The following is a 16751-nucleotide window of genomic DNA, read 5'->3' as shown; positions in this document are numbered from 1 at the left end:
GTCAATCCTCTCTATTCATCAAACCGAGCAATAAATTCACACTGTCTTCAATAGATACAGCCTCTTCTACATCCTGCTTCAAAAATGAAATCAGATGAGGATAAGCCTGCATGGCCTCATCAATGTCTTTCGAGGAGCCTTTTTTATATGCTCCAATGTTAATGAGGTCTTCAGCGTTTTGATAAGTGGATAAAAGCTGGCGGAACCGGTTAGCCGCCTCCTTGTGATTATGACTTGCGATATTACTCATGACACGGCTGATACTTTTCAGAATATTGACAGCGGGAAATTGTCCTTTGTTGGCTAAAGCACGATCAAGTACAATGTGGCCATCTAAGATCCCTCTGACTGTATCAGCGATTGGCTCATTCATATCGTCACCATCAACAAGCACTGTGTAAAACGCTGTGATGGAACCAAGCTGATTCGTTCCAGTTCGTTCAAGCAATTTTGGCAGTATAGCGAACACTGAAGGTGTATAGCCTTTTGTCGTTGGCGGTTCGCCAGTTGCAAGACCGATTTCCCTTTGTGCCATGGCGACCCGTGTAACAGAGTCCATCATGAACATGACATTTTTTCCTCTGTCTCTAAAATATTCCGCAATAGCTGTTGCTGTATAAGCAGCCTTCATTCTCGTCAGTGCAGGCTGGTCAGAAGTTGCGACGACAACAATCGATCGCTTTAGTCCTTCGGCACCTAAATCCTTTTCTATAAACTCACGAACTTCACGGCCACGCTCTCCAACAAGGGCAATGACATTCAGGTCTGCTTCTGTCTGCTTTGCAATCATCCCCATTAAGGTACTTTTTCCAACACCACTTCCGGCAAAAATCCCGATCCTCTGACCAGTGCCAACTGTGAGCAGACTGTCGATCACTCTGACACCAACGCCCATCTTTTGTCGAATAGGCGGCCTGTCCATCGGATTTGGGGGTGACTGATCTGTCGAAACAGGTGCAAGTCCCTTTGGAAGCATACTGCCGTCGAGCGGATCACCGAAGGCATCAACAACTTCGCCGATTAACCCAGTCCCAACTTTGACCTTCAGCGACTCGCCTGTCGCTTCAACTAGACTTCCAGGTGAAATATTGGATGCTTCTACATAAGGCATGAGCAGAATATTTTCATCTCTAAACCCTACGACCTCTGCTTTTATCGGATCGTGCTTACGCCCCTTTTTATGAATGAGACACACGTCTCCGATAGAACTCTCCGGCCCCTTAGATTCAATCATCAGTCCAACAACTCGATTGACTTTGCCAAATCGTTTATAAGGATCGGTGGTTTCAATCGTTTCTTTTAACACATCGATGTTCATTTGTGATCACCTGAATCAATGACTTCTAGTAACTTTTCTTTCAACTGATTCATCTGGGTATCAACACTCGCTTCCACTTTTCCAAAGCTTGTTTCTACATAACAAGTCCCTTTTGGCGCTTTTTCATCCGAGTAAATGGCAAGGTGTGTATCCTTTTGAAGGATTCTGATGAATTCGTCTTTATACTCCATCACATGATCGTAATGTTCAGGGTCAACATAGATGGAAATATCGTCATATTCTTTCACTTCTGAAATGACCTGCTTCACGAGAGCCACAAATTGATCTTTCGTGTCCTCAGCCGAGTACCAAACGCGTTTGGCGAGTTCGAAAGCCAGTTCCACAATTTTTTCTGCGGAGCTTTCAATTTTTTCTTCGTAATCCTGCTTGGCAAGACTGACAATGTCATTTGCTTGATCAAGAATCGATTGGTACTGACTCATCGCATCTGCTTCACCCTTTTGGAAGCCATCTTGGTAACCTGCTTGTTTCGCTTCTTCAATGAGCTGCATTCTTTCTTCTTCAAAATCAGCGCGGCGCTGATTGATTTCAGCCATTGTTTTTTCAAGCTCACTATTTGCTTGTTCTACTATACGGCTTGCTTGATCTTCAGCATCACTTAGTACAAGCTGCAATGCTTCTGTTTTATTGACAAGCTCTTCTTCGTGATGTTCTTTTTTGAACTCCACTTGCTGCAAAGGAATCGTTTGCCGGCCTTGCTCAGGAATAACAGATGTTTCATGTTTGATAATCCTAGACAATGATATCGTCTCCTCCGCCTCGAGCTATGACGATTTCTCCAGCTTCCTCGAGTCGTCTTACGATGCTGACAATACGAGTTTGTGCTTCCTCGACATCTCTAAGCCGGACAGGTCCCATAAACTCCATTTCTTCTTTGAACGTTTCGACCATTCGCTGTGACATGTTGCGGAAGACAATTTCTTTGACCTCTTCGCTTGCCACTTTGAGTGCGAGCAATAAGTCATCATTTTCAACATCTCTGATCACGCGCTGAATCGCTCTACTGTCAAGAGTGACAATATCTTCAAAGACAAACATACGTTTCTTAATTTCATCAGCAAGCTCAGGATCTTGAATTTCAAGTGTGTCTAAAATGGTCTTCTCGGTCGCACGGTCTACACCATTTAGTACTTCTACAACCGCTTCAACCCCGCCCGTTTGCGTATAGTCCTGCGTAAAGGTTGATGAAAGCTTTTGTTCAAGAATGCGTTCCACTTCATTGATAATCTCTGGAGATGTGCGGTCCATTAAAGCAATACGTCTCGCAACCTCTGTTTGGACTTCCTCACCTAATTCAGATAAAATCTGCCCAGCTTGGACTGGATCTAAGTAAGAAAGGATGAGCGCAATGGTTTGTGGATGCTCATGCTGGATAAAGTTTAAGATTTGTTCTGGGTCAGCCTTTCGAGCAAAATCAAACGGCTTCACTTGAAGCGAGGATGTTAATCGGTTTAAGATGCTGTCCGCTTTGTCCTCACCAAGCGCTTTTTCAAGCACTTGTCTTGCGTACATAAGACCGCCTTGTGATATGTAGTCCTGCGCGATGGCGATGCTGTGAAACTCTTCGATGATTTCATCTTTTTTAGCAGTATCTACACTTCGTACATTGGAAATTTCCAGTGTTAATTTTTCTATTTCGTCTTCAGACAGATGTTTGTATACAGATGCTGACACGTCTAGCCCTAAGGAAATCATTAGGATTGCTGCTTTTTGTCTGCCTGTTAGTCGATTTGAATCTTTTCTCGACATGTGTATTCCTCCTAATCCTCGGACAGCCAGCTGCGTAGCAATTTAGCAAAGTCTTCTGGTTTATCTTTTGCCATTTTTTCAAGCTGATTTTTCCTCACCATTTCCTCTGTTTCTGGTTCAGTATCGATATCAGGAACATGGATTGGTGTACGTTCATCAAACTCAAACTCTTCTTCCTCTTCTTTTCTGCGTTTACGCACAAGAAGAATAATAAGAGCGATAATTGCAAGTAGTAGCACACCGCCTACAATATAAACCCAGATTGGAATATTGTTTGGTGGGTTTTCTGCTGCAGTTTGCTGTTTACCGTCTAATTTTGATACAGATAAAACAATTTTGTTATCTAAGTCCGCTTGAGTGAGCGCTTGACCATTTGTGTATTCTTTATCGATTGAAGTGCTAATGATCGTTGAAAGAATCTTTTTGATATCATCTTGCCTTTCAGGTGTTAAAGAGTTCACATCGTTTGCAGTTGGTGGTTCGACCAATGCTTGAATGCCAACATCTCTAATTTTATAAGGGCTCTCTTTGATATCTTTATGAATGCGGTTGACTTCATAGTTGATACGATCTTCGCTCTTTTCGTAATCTCCGCTACCGTTCGCTCCATCGGCACCTTGGTAATTTGTGACATCATCGTCGCCTGTTCCAGCGGTACCACCAGCTGCTGCACCATTTCCTGAATAAGTTTCAGCAATCTTTTCAGCACTGACAGCGATGCCTTGCATGTTTTCTTTATCCACTGGTTCTACAAGATCTTCTTTTCTTTTCTCTTCAGTAAAATCAATGTCTGTTGTAACCGATACAGCCACTTTTTCTTGTCCCATCATTGTTCCGAGCAGCTGTTGAATTTTTCTTTGAAGGTTCTTTTCGATTTCTTCTTTTTTCTGCTGCTGTGCATCCATTCCACTTGCATAGGAATCGGAACTGCTGTTTAAGTCGTAGTAGTTGGAATCTTGGTCCATAATGACAATGTTTTCTGTCTTTAAATTCGGCACACTTTTTGAAATAAGATGATAAAGGCCTTTTACTTGCTGCGGCGCGAGCGTGTAGCCAGGCTCAACTTGCAGCACAATGGATGCTGATGCATTACTTTGCTCTTCTCCAACAAAAACGGAATCTTTTGGCAGGTTAATCATAACTTTTGAATCTTTAATCCCATCAATCGTGTTGATTAGATTGGATAGTTCTGTCTGAGTTGCGTCTACTTTCAGAACATCAAATTCATTATCTGTTAAACCGAAGCCGGAATTGTTCGCAAAGAAGGAGTAATCAATATTCCCTGTCTTAGGGAGACCTTCAGATGCGAGTGTTACTTTTAAAGTGTCGGCCTGCTTTTCTGGAACGAGAATCGTTGTTCCATTATTCGCAAGTTCCGATTTAACGTTTTTGCCATCCAGTTCCTGTTTGATTTGCCCAGCTTCTGCCTCAGACAAATCTTTAAACAATGGAACCATTTTTTCAGAAGAAGCAAAGATGCTAACAACCGTAATAATGATTGCTAGGGCAGCAACGCCGCCAATCATAAGTATTTTTTGTAATTTTGATCGATTTCGCCAAAACTCAACTGTTTTTGTTCTTAATTGCATTAAAGTACGATTCATCTTAACCCCCGGTCATTCCATTCAGTCTTTTTTTGTCCGTCAGCACCTCCTACATCTGCATTCTCATAATCTCTTGGTATGCTTCGACTGCTTTATTTCGAAACTCCGTTGCAGCTGTGAGTGTCACACTCGCTTTTTGCGAGGCAATCATGACTTCATCGAGATTGACATCTTTTCCTTGTGCAAGAGCATTTGTATACTGGTCTGATTTCAGCTGTGATTGATTTAATGCCTCAATGGAATTCTTCAGCACATCAGAGAAATTCGTTTGACTTTTAGGTGCAGCCGCCTGAACGGACGATGCATTTGTCAATTCACTTGCTTGCTGAGCGGTTTGAAGCTGGAAAGGAGATATTGCGTTAACCAATTCTTTTCACCTTACTTTCCTATTTCTAAAGCTTTCATCAACATGCTTTTGTTCGCATTTAGTGCGGTCACGTTTGCTTCATATGACCTTGAACTGCTGATGAGGTCAACCATTTCCTTTAATGGATCAACATTAGGTGTTTGAACATATCCATTTTCATTGGCATCGGGATTTGTAGGATCATATTGAAGGTTGAATGGAGTTTCGTCTTCTGTAATCTTCGTTGCTTTCACGCCGTTTCCTAATTTACCGCTCGAATTCATGCTTGAGTTCAATATTGATGAAAACGATTCACCTGACGGCTGTAATGTGACGAGCTTACGTCTATAAGGCTCCCAGTTACCATCAACCTGTTTCGCTCTTGTTGTATCCATATTTGCAAGGTTAGAGGATACAACGTCCATTCTGAGCCTCTGAGCTGTTAATGCTGAGGCCGAAGCGTTAACGCCTGAAAAAATTGACATCACTTACCTCCTGTCAAAACTGTTTTAAGAGAATTGAATTTTCCACTCATTCTTTCAACCAACGCATTATACTGAATTTGGTTTTTAGCGAGTTCACTCATCTCTTGATCAATATCGACATTATTTCCGTTTTCTTGATATGAAGTGCGGTTGCTCGAAACAACTGAATAATTAGACCCTGTTTCAGAAAAATCAATGTGTCCTTGGTATGTTTTTTTAGCATCTAGCTTGATCGACGCATCGTTTAGCATATCATGAAATGTGACGTTTTTCGACTTGTAGTTCGGTGTGTCTATATTCGCGATATTATTGCTTATGACTTTTTGCTTAACATTCGCTCTGCCCAAGGCATTCTCAAGGTTGCTTATCGTTCCAGAAAATATATCCAAAACCATATACCTCCAATCATATGTATTTCATTCCATTTAATCATGTCGAGATTTGTAAAACCATATGTTCATTGTAAGAAATAATAGGATTAAAGTCTATGATGTATATGTAAAAAAAACTCGTAATATATATCTATTTTACGAATAGGTACAAAGACCTAGATTCAAAGAACTAAGAATTGTAAGGGTTTTCTTGGAAAAAAGAGTGTCATTTTTCGGACAAATCCTCTTTTTTTATAAAAAAAACCCCTTTTCAGCTTGTATTTTGGCTGAAAAGGGGTTTTGATTAATGAGATTTTAAATTTTCAAGTTCAATTAAAAATTTGTTGTTTAACACTTTGATATACGTTCCCTTCATTCCAAGAGAACGAGATTCGATGACGCCTGCACTTTCTAACTTACGTAAGGCGTTCACGATCACTGAACGAGTGATTCCTACACGGTCAGCAATTTTACTTGCCACAAGAAGCCCTTCGTTGCCATCAAGTTCTTCAAAGATGTGCTCAATGGCTTCAAGCTCACTATATGAAAGAGAACTAATCGCCATTTGAACAACCGCTTTACTTCTTGCTTCTTCTTCGATTTCTTCTCCTTTTTCACGAAGGATCTCCATTCCAACAACTGTTGCTCCGTACTCCGCAAGTATTAAATCATCATCAGTGAATGTATCTTGCAAACGAGACAGGATTAACGTTCCTAAACGATCTCCTCCTCCGATAATTGGGACGATTGTTGTCAAACCTGATTCGAATAAATCACGGTTCTCAATCGGGAAAGCTGTATACTCACTGTTAATGTCAAGGTTTGAAGATGTTTCAGGGATGTTGAATAGACTCTTTGTATATTCTTCAGGGAACTGACGGTCTTCAAGCATTTTCTTCATACGCGGATTTTCAATCTGCTGGTTGATCGAGTAGCCTAAAAGTTTACCTCTTCTACTCAACACAAAAATGTTTGAATCAATGACATCTCTCAGTGTTTCCGCCATTTCTTTAAAATTAACTGGTTTCCCCGCTGAATCTTGCAGCATTGAGTTAATAATCCTTGTTTTTTGTAGTAACGCCATATTAATGATCCTCCTAGATTACTTTATTCATTTGTTAAAGTATAAATTGACTTAAGTCTTTGTTATTTGCAATCTTTCCTAGCTTCTCTTCTACATACTGAGGGGTAATGGTCACTGTCTCCAGTGTAATATCAGGCGCCTCAAATGAAAGCTCTTCAAGCAGCTTTTCAAGTATGGTATGAAGCCTTCTTGCACCGATGTTATCTGTCTCCTGATTGACATGATAAGCGACTTCGGCAATCTTATGAATAGCATCGTCAGAAAATTCAAGAGATATACCTTCTGTTTCAAGTAAAGCTTTATATTGCTTTAATAATGCGTTATCTGGTTCCGTTAAGATTTTCACAAAGTCTTCGATATTTAATTTATCTAATTCTACACGGATTGGGAAGCGCCCTTGAAGCTCTGGAATCAAATCTGATGGTTTCGCCATATGAAATGCACCTGCTGCTACAAAAAGCACATGGTCTGTTTTCACTGCCCCATATTTCGTCATCACAGTTGAACCTTCTACAATCGGTAAAATATCACGTTGAACCCCTTCACGAGAAACATCTGCAGATGATGCACCACCGCTTTTGGCGATTTTGTCGATTTCGTCGATAAAAATAATTCCTTGTTGTTCTGCTTTATAGACGGCTTCTTGACTGACTTCATCCATGTCAATCAGTTTTGAAGCTTCCTCAGCAGTTAACGCCTTTCTTGCTTCTCTGACGGTCAGCTTTCTGCGTTTTTTCTTTTTAGGCATGAGATTGCCGAGCGCATCCTGCATGTTCATGCCCATTTGCTCCATACCCGAGCCCTGAAGCATATCAAACATGGATGGCTGCTGCTCTTCCACTTCGATCGTGACGTAATGATCTTCAAGTTCGCCCATTGCCAGCTGATGAGTGATTCGCTTTCTTGTCGATTCAAGTTCAACTTCTTCACTTGATTGATCTCGATCACGGTCATCTTCATCAGAACCGCCAAACAGCATCTCAAAAGGATTTTTCACAGACTGGCTTTTTTTCTTGCCAGGAACAAGTAAATGAACAAGACGTTTATTTGCTTGTTTTTCTGCTTCTTCTTGAACGTCTTTCATTTTTTCTTCTTTGACAATTCTGATCGCTGTCTCAACTAGATCTCTGACCATCGATTCTACATCACGGCCGACGTAACCAACTTCAGTAAACTTCGTCGCTTCCACTTTAATAAAAGGCGCACCAGAAATTTTTGCAATTCTGCGGGCAATCTCTGTTTTCCCCACACCTGTTGGGCCGATCATTAAAATATTTTTCGGAACGACTTCATCCTTTAGCTTATCATGTAAAAGGCTTCTTCTGTAACGGTTTCTTAAAGCCACCGCCACTGCTTTTTTCGCATCAAGCTGACCAATAATGTATTGATCAAGCTTTTCAACTATCTCTCTTGGGGTGAACGGCTTTTTCTCCATACGTCTCATGTCCTTTCTATTCAAGCTCTTCTAAAGTGATTTGATCGTTCGTGTAGACACAGATTTCTCCGGCGGTTTCAAGAGCAGCCTTTGCAATATCTCTCGCTGTGAGGTGATCACCTGCATGTGTTTTGAGTGCTCTCCCGGCGCTAAGCGCATAATTGCCGCCTGAGCCGATCGCCAAAATACCGTCATCTGGTTCGATGACCTCTCCTGTCCCAGAGACAAGCAGGATGCTGTCTTTGTTCATAACGATCAGCATGGCCTCAAGCTGCCTGAGCATCTTGTCACTTCGCCATTCTTTTGCTAGTTCTACGGCTGCCCGCTTTAAGTTACCACCATATTCTTCAAGCTTCGTTTCAAACTTTTCAAAGAGTGTAAATGCATCTGCTACTGAACCTGCAAAACCTGCAAGCACCTTGCCTCCGAAAAGACGGCGCACTTTTTTTGCCGTGTGTTTCATCACGACAGCCTGCCCGAAAGTGACTTGACCGTCTCCAGCCATCGCACTTTTTCCTTTATGTTGAACGGCAAAGATGGTTGTTGCATGAAATGATGACATGAAAAAACCTCCTTTTAGGATCGTTTAAAAGCCCTTGGGTGATGAGACATGTACGTTTTTCTTAAAGAATCTTTTGATACATGCGTGTACACCTGAGTTGATGATAAATTCGAATGACCGAGAAGTTCTTGAACACTTCTCAAATCTGCCCCCTCATTTAAGAGGTGTGTGGCAAAGGTGTGCCTTAACATGTGAGGATGGATATGTAATGTGCCTGACGCCTTTTTCATTAATTCAGTGAGAATGAATCGAACGCCTCTGTCTGTAAGAGGCGCCCCGCGCTGATTCAAAAACACATATGCATCAGCACGATCATTCCCCTTCGCTTTCAGCTTCTTCCTTCCATCCTCTAAATAAGTGATGAGCGCTTCATGAGCATAAGAACCAAAAGGAACATACCGCTGCTTGTTGCCTTTCCCATGAACAAGCACTGTATCCATCGATAAATCAAGATCAGATTCTTTTAATGAACATAACTCACTGACCCTCATACCTGTTGCATAAAGAAGTTCTAAAATCGCTTGGTTTCTTTGCCCAAGCGGTGTGCTGACATCAGAAACTGTAAAAAGCTCTTTAAGCTCCTCTTCATACAAAAATGAAGGAATTCGCTTATCCTGCTTTGGTAAGCTAACGAGTAAAAAAGGATTTTCTTTCACAAGCTGTTCTCTTAATAGAAATTTATAAAAGCTGCGAAGCGCAGAGACTTTCTTACTAATCGTTCTTCTTGTCAGGCCTTTTTCATAAGCTTCTGTTAAATAAATTCTCGTATCTTGATAGGATACCTCTTCTAAACCGTCTATTCCTTGAATGTTCATAAATCTGACAAACTCTTCAATCGCTTCTGTATATCCTGAGATTGTTAAAGCAGAATAGTTTTTTTCAATTTGCAGATATTCAATGAATAAGTGGACAAGACGCTGTTTATTCGTCATTTTTACACCTCTTTAAGGCTTTTAAATGGTATCACATATCTTGCTTTCCGTGCAATGTTTTACTACAGAGATTTCGAAATAGTTTGAATAGTTTCGATTGCGCGCTTAGCGTACTCTGCATAACGCTCTTGTTTGTTTTTAATTCGAACACCAAGGTCTTTCAGCAAGCCAAAGTTCGCATTCATCGGCTGGAAGCTTTTCTTGTTTGTCGATGTGATGTAATAAGCCATGCTGCCGATCGCCGTTTCCTCCGGAAGTGTCACAAGCTCTTCTCCTTTGACAAAACGAGCGGCGTTAATTCCAGCCACTAGTCCGGAAGCTGCGGACTCGACATAGCCTTCAACGCCTGTCATTTGTCCGGCAAAGAATAGATCCTCTCTATTTTTAAACTGGTATGTTGGTTTTAAAAGACTTGGTGAGTTAATAAATGTATTACGGTGCATCACGCCGTATCGAACAATCTCTGCTTCTTCAAGACCTGGAATCAAGCGGAATACTTCCTTTTGATCGCCCCACTTCAGATGTGTCTGGAAGCCGACGATGTTATATAAAGTACCTGCTGCATCATCTTGTCTTAATTGAACAACAGCGTAAGGTCTTTTTCCTGTTTTCGGATCTTCAAGTCCTACTGGCTTCATCGGACCAAACAGCATCGTTTTCTTTCCTCTTTTCGCCATGACTTCAATTGGCATACAGCCTTCAAAGAAGATTTCTTTTTCAAACTCTTTTAATGGCACAGTTTCAGCAGAAATGAGCGCCTCATAAAAACGATCGAATTCTTCTTCTGTCATTGGACAGTTTAAATAAGCGGCTTCTCCTTTGTCATAGCGTGATTTCAAGTACACCTTATCCAGATCAATGCTATCTTTCTCTAGAATAGGTGCCGCTGCATCGTAGAAGTACAGATACTCTTCACCAGTTAACGATTTTAATTCTTTTGAGAGTGCTTCAGATGTAAGCGGGCCCGTTGCAATAATTGTCGGACCTTCTGGGATGCTTTGCACTTCTTCTTGAAAAACCGTCACATTCGGGTGATTTTTTACGCGATCGGTAACGTTTGCTGCAAATTCATGACGATCTACTGCAAGCGCTCCGCCAGCAGGAACTGAGCTTTCATCTGCGGCTGCGATAATCGCTGAATCTAAATGACGCATTTCTTCCTTTAATACTCCGACCGCATTTGTCAAAGCGTTGGCACGCAGTGAATTGCTGCATACAAGCTCTGCAAATTTATCTGTGTGGTGAGCTGGCGTTTGTTTGACAGGTCTCATTTCATACAGGTTGACTTTAATTCCGCGTTTGGCAATTTGCCATGCCGCTTCACTTCCGGCTAAACCTGCTCCGATCACATTTACAAATTGACTCATTGTACAACTCTCCTATTTCGTAAGTTCTGTTTGATGACATAAAAAAGCAGGTGAACAAGGCTGTTCACCGCTATTTTTGTTGTTCCTCTTTATAATCACAGTTCACACATTGAACTTGAATGCCTTTTTTCAGTTTTTTCTCTACAAGCATATTTTCGCATTTTGGACACTTTCTTTCAATCGGTTTGTCCCAAGAGACGAATTCACACTCTGGAAAACGATCACAGCCATAAAAAATGCGGCGCTTCTTAGATTTTCGTTCAACAATGTTTCCTTCATGACATGTTGGGCATTTCACACCAATATCTTTGACAATTGGTTTTGTGTTACGGCAGTCAGGAAAGTTAGAGCACGCCATGAACTTACCGTATCGACCCATTTTGTACACCATCGGATGTCCGCACTCTTCACAGTCAACTCCGGCGTATTCAGGCTCAATCTCAACTTCTTGCATTTCTGCTTCCGCTTTTTCTACCCGTTTTGCAAAGTCTTGATAGAAGCTGTCGATAATGCGAACCCATTCGATCGTACCTTCTTCAACGCTATCAAGTTCTTTTTCCATTTTCGCTGTGAATTCCACGTTAATGATTTCAGGGAAGAATTCAATGATTAAGTTGAGAACAATTTCCCCAAGCTCTGTTGGGATAAACCGTTTATTATCAAGTGCGACATAGCCGCGCTTTTGAATCGTATCTAATGTTGGTGCATACGTAGACGGACGGCCTATACCCAGCTCTTCAAGTGTTTTGACAAGTCTTGCCTCAGTGTAGCGCGGAGGCGGCTGCGTGAAGTGCTGTTCAGGTTCGATATCTTTTGAAAGAACCGTATCACCTTCTTTAAGATCAGGCAGCATTTTGTCCTTTTCTTCTAGCTGGTCGTCCTTCCCTTCTACATATACCTTCATGAATCCAGGGAATTTCACTTTGCTCCCGTTAGCACGGAATGTAAGCCCGTTATTGTCAAGGTCTACACTCATTGTATCAAGAACAGCCGGCGCCATTTGGCTTGCCACGAATCGTTCCCAAATCAATTTATACAGACGAAGCTGATCTCGGCTTAAGACATGTTTGACATCTGCTGGTTTTCTTAGTGTAGAAGTCGGCCTGATGGCTTCGTGAGCATCTTGGGCATTTTCATTCTTTTTAGCGGTTCGTTTTGTTGTATTTAAGAAATTCTTACCGTACGTCTGATCAATGAAAGCAGATACTTCTTCAATCGCCGTATTGGAAATACGTGTTGAGTCCGTTCTCATATATGTAATGAGTCCGACTGTACCTTCTTTACCAAGATCAATTCCTTCATATAATTGCTGTGCAATCATCATCGTCTTTTTCGCACGGAAGTTTAATTTTCTTGCAGCCTCCTGCTGTAAAGTAGATGTCGTAAACGGAACAGCTGGGTTGCGTTTACGCTCTTTTTTCGTCACTTTCTCTACAGAGAATTTGCTCCCTTTAAGTTTCGAAAGGATTTCTTTTACATCTTCTTTTGTTTTCAGTGGATGCTTTTTGCCATTGACGCCAAAGAAGCTCGCTTCGAAGCTTTCTTTTCCTTTTAGGAATGTACCGTCAATTGTCCAGTATTCTTCTGGTTTAAATTCATTAATTTCATTCTCGCGATCAATAATCAGGCGGAGTGCAACTGATTGAACACGACCGGCGCTTAAGCCCTTTTTCACTTTCTTCCATAAAATCGGACTGATTTTATACCCGACGAGACGATCTAAGATCCGTCTTGCCTGCTGTGCATCAACTAAATCCATATTGATCATACGTGGATGCTTAAAGGAATCTTTAATGGCATCTTTTGTAATCTCATTAAAGACAACGCGGCAGTCAGAAGAGAGGTCAAGGTCAAGGCTATGCGCTAAATGCCAAGCAATCGCTTCTCCCTCTCTATCGGGGTCAGCTGCGAGGTAGACTTTCTTTGCTTTTTTCGCGGCTGTTTTTAATTCTTTTAAAACGGGGCCTTTCCCGCGAATCGTAATATATCTCGGCTCGAAGTCATGCTCAGTGTCAACACCAAGCTGACTTTTCGGTAAATCTCTTATGTGCCCCATTGACGCCTTTACTTTATACTTTTTACCTAAATAACGCTCAATCGTTTTCGCCTTGGCTGGCGACTCAACGATGACTAAATAATCAGCCATACTCAAAATCCCCCTTAAGAGGTGTTCTCTCTTTATACATTTCACAATTCATATTTATGTTAATCGCACCTATCTAACAGGCAATCATTAAAAATTCTTTATGATGAACATCATTATAAACACGAAAAACAAAGTGTAAACTTAAATCCTCACTATTATTAAATATTCCTATGTCTTTTGTCAAACGATATTTTTATGAGAGTTCAGTATATTGAACGCTGCGGAAGGAGAATTCCTCTAAAATATCCTTCGTTGAATGAACAAGCTTTGCTCCCTGCTGTATAAGTCTGGCTGGACCTGTGGAATTAGGATCAAAGATAGATCCTGCAACCGCAAATACCTCTTTGCCTTGCTCAAGTGCTTGATACGCGGTAATGAGCGAACCGCTCTTTTCTTTGCACTGAATCACGATGGTTCCACTTGTCAGCGCACTAATTAAACGATTCCTCATTGGGAAATGCCACTTTTCTGGTTTCACATAAGGCGGATGCTCGGATAAAAGCAAATGATGCTCGCCCATGTATTCAGCCATTTGCATATGTTCCTTTGGGTATAAGTGCTGAAATCCGCCTGCTATGATACCGATGGTTTTCCCTTTATTCCTAATGCACTCTTTATGTGCAAGTCCATCAATTCCTTTTGCTAAGCCACTGACAATCGTCCAATCTTCCTTTACAAGCTCACCAACAATTTTCTTCACACATGCTTCTCCATAAGACGATGGAACTCGTGTGCCTACTACACCTAAACTTTTTTCTTCATTTAAATACGATATGTTTCCTTTTAGGAATAACACAGGGGGAGGATCATAAATATGTTTTAGTGTGCTGGGATATAAGGGTGATGTGATGGGAATCATGTGAATGTTTTGCTTTAAATAGGCTTGAACGATGTGTTGAAAAATGGGGAATTCCTTTTCTTCGGCTTGTTTTAAGCGGGTAAAGTCAATCGTTTGTAATGATCGATCCTGTTTGAAATGATGTGTTTCTTCATTTATATATAGCTCAGGATCGACTTTCCACCATTTTGTTAACAAAGAGGGTGAGATGAGGCCTTTTAAGCGGTGAAAAATCATTCTTTCAGACACGTTGTACATACCATTCCTCCAGTTTAAGATAGAAAGAAGAAGACTTGTCAAAGAACAAGTCTTCTTGTGTCATTAATGCGTTTTACAAGCTTCGAAGAGATTCTTCTCTTTTAACACTTTAATCAATGTTTCTCCCATGACAGATGGTGTCTCTGCCACTTCAATTCCACATTCACGCATTGTTTTTACTTTTTCATCAGCTGTTCCTTTACCACCAGAAATAATGGCACCAGCATGTCCCATGCGTTTTCCTGGAGGCGCCGTTTTACCGCCAATAAAGCCAACAACTGGCTTTGTCATATTTGCTTTTACCCATTCAGCTGCTTCTTCTTCAGCCGTACCGCCAATTTCACCGATCATAATCACAGCATGTGTATCAGGGTCTTCATTGAATGCTTTTAACACATCAATAAAGTTCGTCCCATTGACAGGGTCTCCGCCGATTCCTACAGCTGTCGATTGACCAACGCCAGCTTCTGAAAGCTGATGTACCGCTTCATATGTAAGCGTTCCAGAACGAGAAACAACACCCACATGACCTTTTTTATGAATGTAGCCAGGCATGATCCCAATCTTACATTCTTCAGGTGTAATGACTCCTGGGCAGTTAGGGCCAACAAGTCTTGTCTTTTTCCCTTCCATATACCGTTTCACTTTGACCATGTCAAGCACTGGAATATGTTCTGTGATACAAATGACTAGATCGACTTCTGCATCAACAGCCTCTAAAATGGCATCTGCTGCAAATGGTGCTGGTACATAGATAACAGAAGCATTTGCTCCAGTTGTTTGAACAGCTTCAGATACAGTATTAAATACAGGAACTCCTTCTACTTCAGTTCCACCTTTTCCAGGTGTGACACCGCCAACAATATTTGTTCCGTACTCAATCATTTGTTTTGTATGGAACAATGCGGTTGAACCGGTAATCCCCTGAACAATTACTCTCGTATTTTTATTAATAAATACACTCATTTAGGTTCCCTGCCTTTCTGCTCTACTTGACTAAAGATACAATCTTTTCTGCCCCGTCAGCCATAGACTCAGCAGAAGTGATATTTAAGCCTGAATCACTCAGGATTTTCTTCCCTAATTCAACGTTTGTTCCTTCAAGACGTACAACGAGTGGTAATGTTAAGCCGACTTGTTTCGTCGCTTCAACGACACCTTCTGCAATGACATCACATTTCATGATACCGCCAAAAATGTTCACGAAAATCCCTTTTACATTTTGATCAGATAAGATGATTTTAAATGCTTCCGTTACTTTTTCAGCTGTTGCACCGCCCCCAACATCCAGGAAGTTTGCAGGGTCCCCGCCGTAATGCTTGATGATATCCATTGTAGACATCGCAAGACCTGCACCATTGACCATACAGCCAATATTTCCATCTAGAGAAATGTAGCTTAGATCATATTTAGATGCTTCAATTTCTTTTGGATCCTCTTCATCAAGGTCACGGTATTCTAATATATCTTTTTGTCTATATAAAGCATTGCTATCAAAGTTTAATTTCGCATCAAGTGCCATGACTTTTCCATCGCCTGTTACAACAAGTGGATTAATCTCAGCAATTGAACAATCTTTTTCAATAAACGCATTGTAAAGACTTGTCATAAACTTAACAGCTTGGCCAACTAATTTTGTTGGAATATTAATTTTAAACGCTACTTCTCTTGCCTGATAGCCTTGCAAGCCAATCGCTGGGTCGATGACCACTTTGACGATTTTCTCTGGCGTTTTTTCTGCTACTTCTTCAATTTCAGTACCGCCTTCTTCAGAAGCCATCAATACAATTCTTGATGTCGCTCTGTCCAAAACAAGTCCAACGTAGTACTCCTTTTGAATATCGCAGCCTTCTTCAATAAGTAAGCGTTTTATTTCGCGCCCTTCAGGCCCAGTTTGATGTGTGACAAGTGTTTTACCGAGCAATTCCTCTGCAAACCCTTTCACTTCATCTTTTGTTTTTGCAATTTTTACCCCGCCTGCTTTACCACGGCCGCCTGCATGAATCTGTGCTTTTACGACATATACAGAGCTTTCTAGCTCTTCTGATGCTTTCACTGCTTCATCAGGTGTAAATGCTACTTTACCATTTGGAACTGAAACCCCATATTTTCTTAGGATTTCTTTTCCTTGGTACTCATGGATATTCATTTCCCATCCTCCCAACATATGTAGAAACAAAAATTATAAAATAGACTGCGCTTTCATTTTAAAGAATAAAAAAGAGAATGTCTAGG

At 41.1% G+C, this 16751-nt stretch carries 16 protein-coding genes; all 16 read right to left on the bottom strand.

Features of this window, described 5'->3' with window-relative positions; translation table 11 throughout:
- Nucleotide 1: 1 nt before the first annotated feature.
- On the bottom strand, nucleotides 2-1318 hold the full coding sequence (gene fliI / locus C6W21_RS03420) for a flagellar protein export ATPase FliI (RefSeq protein WP_106055901.1): 1317 nt from the start codon (nucleotides 1316-1318) through the stop codon (nucleotides 2-4).
- The gene (gene fliH, locus C6W21_RS03415) at nucleotides 1315-2079 is read right to left on the bottom strand and encodes a flagellar assembly protein FliH (RefSeq protein WP_106049310.1); all 765 of its coding nucleotides are present in this window, start codon (nucleotides 2077-2079) and stop codon (nucleotides 1315-1317) included. The genes fliI and fliH overlap by 4 nt, the downstream gene beginning before the upstream one ends.
- Entirely contained in the window at nucleotides 2072-3088 is a 1017-nt protein-coding gene (fliG, locus tag C6W21_RS03410) for a flagellar motor switch protein FliG (protein WP_106049309.1), read from the bottom strand. The genes fliH and fliG overlap by 8 nt, the downstream gene beginning before the upstream one ends.
- An 11-nt stretch (nucleotides 3089-3099) precedes the next feature.
- Nucleotides 3100-4692 carry a flagellar basal-body MS-ring/collar protein FliF gene (fliF, locus tag C6W21_RS03405; protein WP_106049308.1) on the bottom strand — a complete coding sequence of 531 codons (1593 nt, stop codon included), beginning with the start codon at nucleotides 4690-4692 and terminating at the stop codon, nucleotides 3100-3102.
- Between the two features lie 49 nt (nucleotides 4693-4741).
- Nucleotides 4742-5059: a flagellar hook-basal body complex protein FliE gene (fliE, locus tag C6W21_RS03400; RefSeq protein WP_007499609.1), complete on the bottom strand. Its 318-nt coding sequence runs from the start codon at nucleotides 5057-5059 to the stop codon at nucleotides 4742-4744.
- Between the two features lie 11 nt (nucleotides 5060-5070).
- Nucleotides 5071-5523 (bottom strand): flagellar basal body rod protein FlgC, encoded by a 453-nt coding sequence (gene flgC / locus C6W21_RS03395; protein WP_012009953.1) that lies wholly within the window; start codon nucleotides 5521-5523, stop codon nucleotides 5071-5073.
- Nucleotides 5523-5912 (bottom strand): flagellar basal body rod protein FlgB, encoded by a 390-nt coding sequence (flgB, locus tag C6W21_RS03390; protein WP_189318138.1) that lies wholly within the window; start codon nucleotides 5910-5912, stop codon nucleotides 5523-5525. The genes flgC and flgB overlap by 1 nt, the downstream gene beginning before the upstream one ends.
- A gap of 286 nt (nucleotides 5913-6198) precedes the next feature.
- The gene (codY, locus tag C6W21_RS03385; protein ID WP_034662375.1) at nucleotides 6199-6978 is read right to left on the bottom strand and encodes a GTP-sensing pleiotropic transcriptional regulator CodY; all 780 of its coding nucleotides are present in this window, start codon (nucleotides 6976-6978) and stop codon (nucleotides 6199-6201) included.
- 34 nt (nucleotides 6979-7012) lie between these two features.
- Complete coding sequence (hslU, locus tag C6W21_RS03380; RefSeq protein WP_095285167.1) at nucleotides 7013-8413, bottom strand: ATP-dependent protease ATPase subunit HslU; 1401 nt, start codon at nucleotides 8411-8413, stop codon at nucleotides 7013-7015.
- 16 nt (nucleotides 8414-8429) lie between these two features.
- Nucleotides 8430-8975: an ATP-dependent protease subunit HslV gene (gene hslV / locus C6W21_RS03375; RefSeq protein WP_003211247.1), complete on the bottom strand. Its 546-nt coding sequence runs from the start codon at nucleotides 8973-8975 to the stop codon at nucleotides 8430-8432.
- Between the two features lie 14 nt (nucleotides 8976-8989).
- A complete protein-coding gene (gene xerC, locus C6W21_RS03370) occupies nucleotides 8990-9907 on the bottom strand; it encodes a tyrosine recombinase XerC (protein WP_106049306.1) in 918 nt (305 codons plus the stop codon).
- A gap of 62 nt (nucleotides 9908-9969) precedes the next feature.
- Nucleotides 9970-11274 (bottom strand): FADH(2)-oxidizing methylenetetrahydrofolate--tRNA-(uracil(54)-C(5))-methyltransferase TrmFO, encoded by a 1305-nt coding sequence (gene trmFO / locus C6W21_RS03365; protein WP_106049305.1) that lies wholly within the window; start codon nucleotides 11272-11274, stop codon nucleotides 9970-9972.
- A 70-nt stretch (nucleotides 11275-11344) separates the two neighbouring features.
- On the bottom strand, nucleotides 11345-13420 hold the full coding sequence (gene topA, locus C6W21_RS03360; protein WP_060596250.1) for a type I DNA topoisomerase: 2076 nt from the start codon (nucleotides 13418-13420) through the stop codon (nucleotides 11345-11347).
- A 193-nt stretch (nucleotides 13421-13613) separates the two neighbouring features.
- Complete coding sequence (gene dprA / locus C6W21_RS03355) at nucleotides 13614-14516, bottom strand: DNA-processing protein DprA (RefSeq protein WP_106049304.1); 903 nt, start codon at nucleotides 14514-14516, stop codon at nucleotides 13614-13616.
- Nucleotides 14517-14579: 63 nt separating this feature from the next.
- Nucleotides 14580-15482, bottom strand: a complete 903-nt coding sequence (gene sucD, locus C6W21_RS03350; protein WP_003212080.1) for a succinate--CoA ligase subunit alpha — start codon at nucleotides 15480-15482, stop codon at nucleotides 14580-14582.
- Between the two features lie 22 nt (nucleotides 15483-15504).
- Nucleotides 15505-16665, bottom strand: coding sequence for an ADP-forming succinate--CoA ligase subunit beta (sucC, locus tag C6W21_RS03345; protein WP_012009945.1), 1161 nt, complete (start codon nucleotides 16663-16665; stop codon nucleotides 15505-15507).
- Between the last annotated feature and the right edge of the window lie 86 nt (nucleotides 16666-16751).

This window comes from Bacillus sp. NMCN1, from assembly GCF_002998085.1.
Classification (GTDB): Bacteria; Bacillota; Bacilli; order Bacillales; family Bacillaceae; genus Bacillus.
The sequence above is the reverse complement of the archived record's forward strand: the minus strand, read 5'-3'. Positions and strand labels throughout refer to the sequence as shown.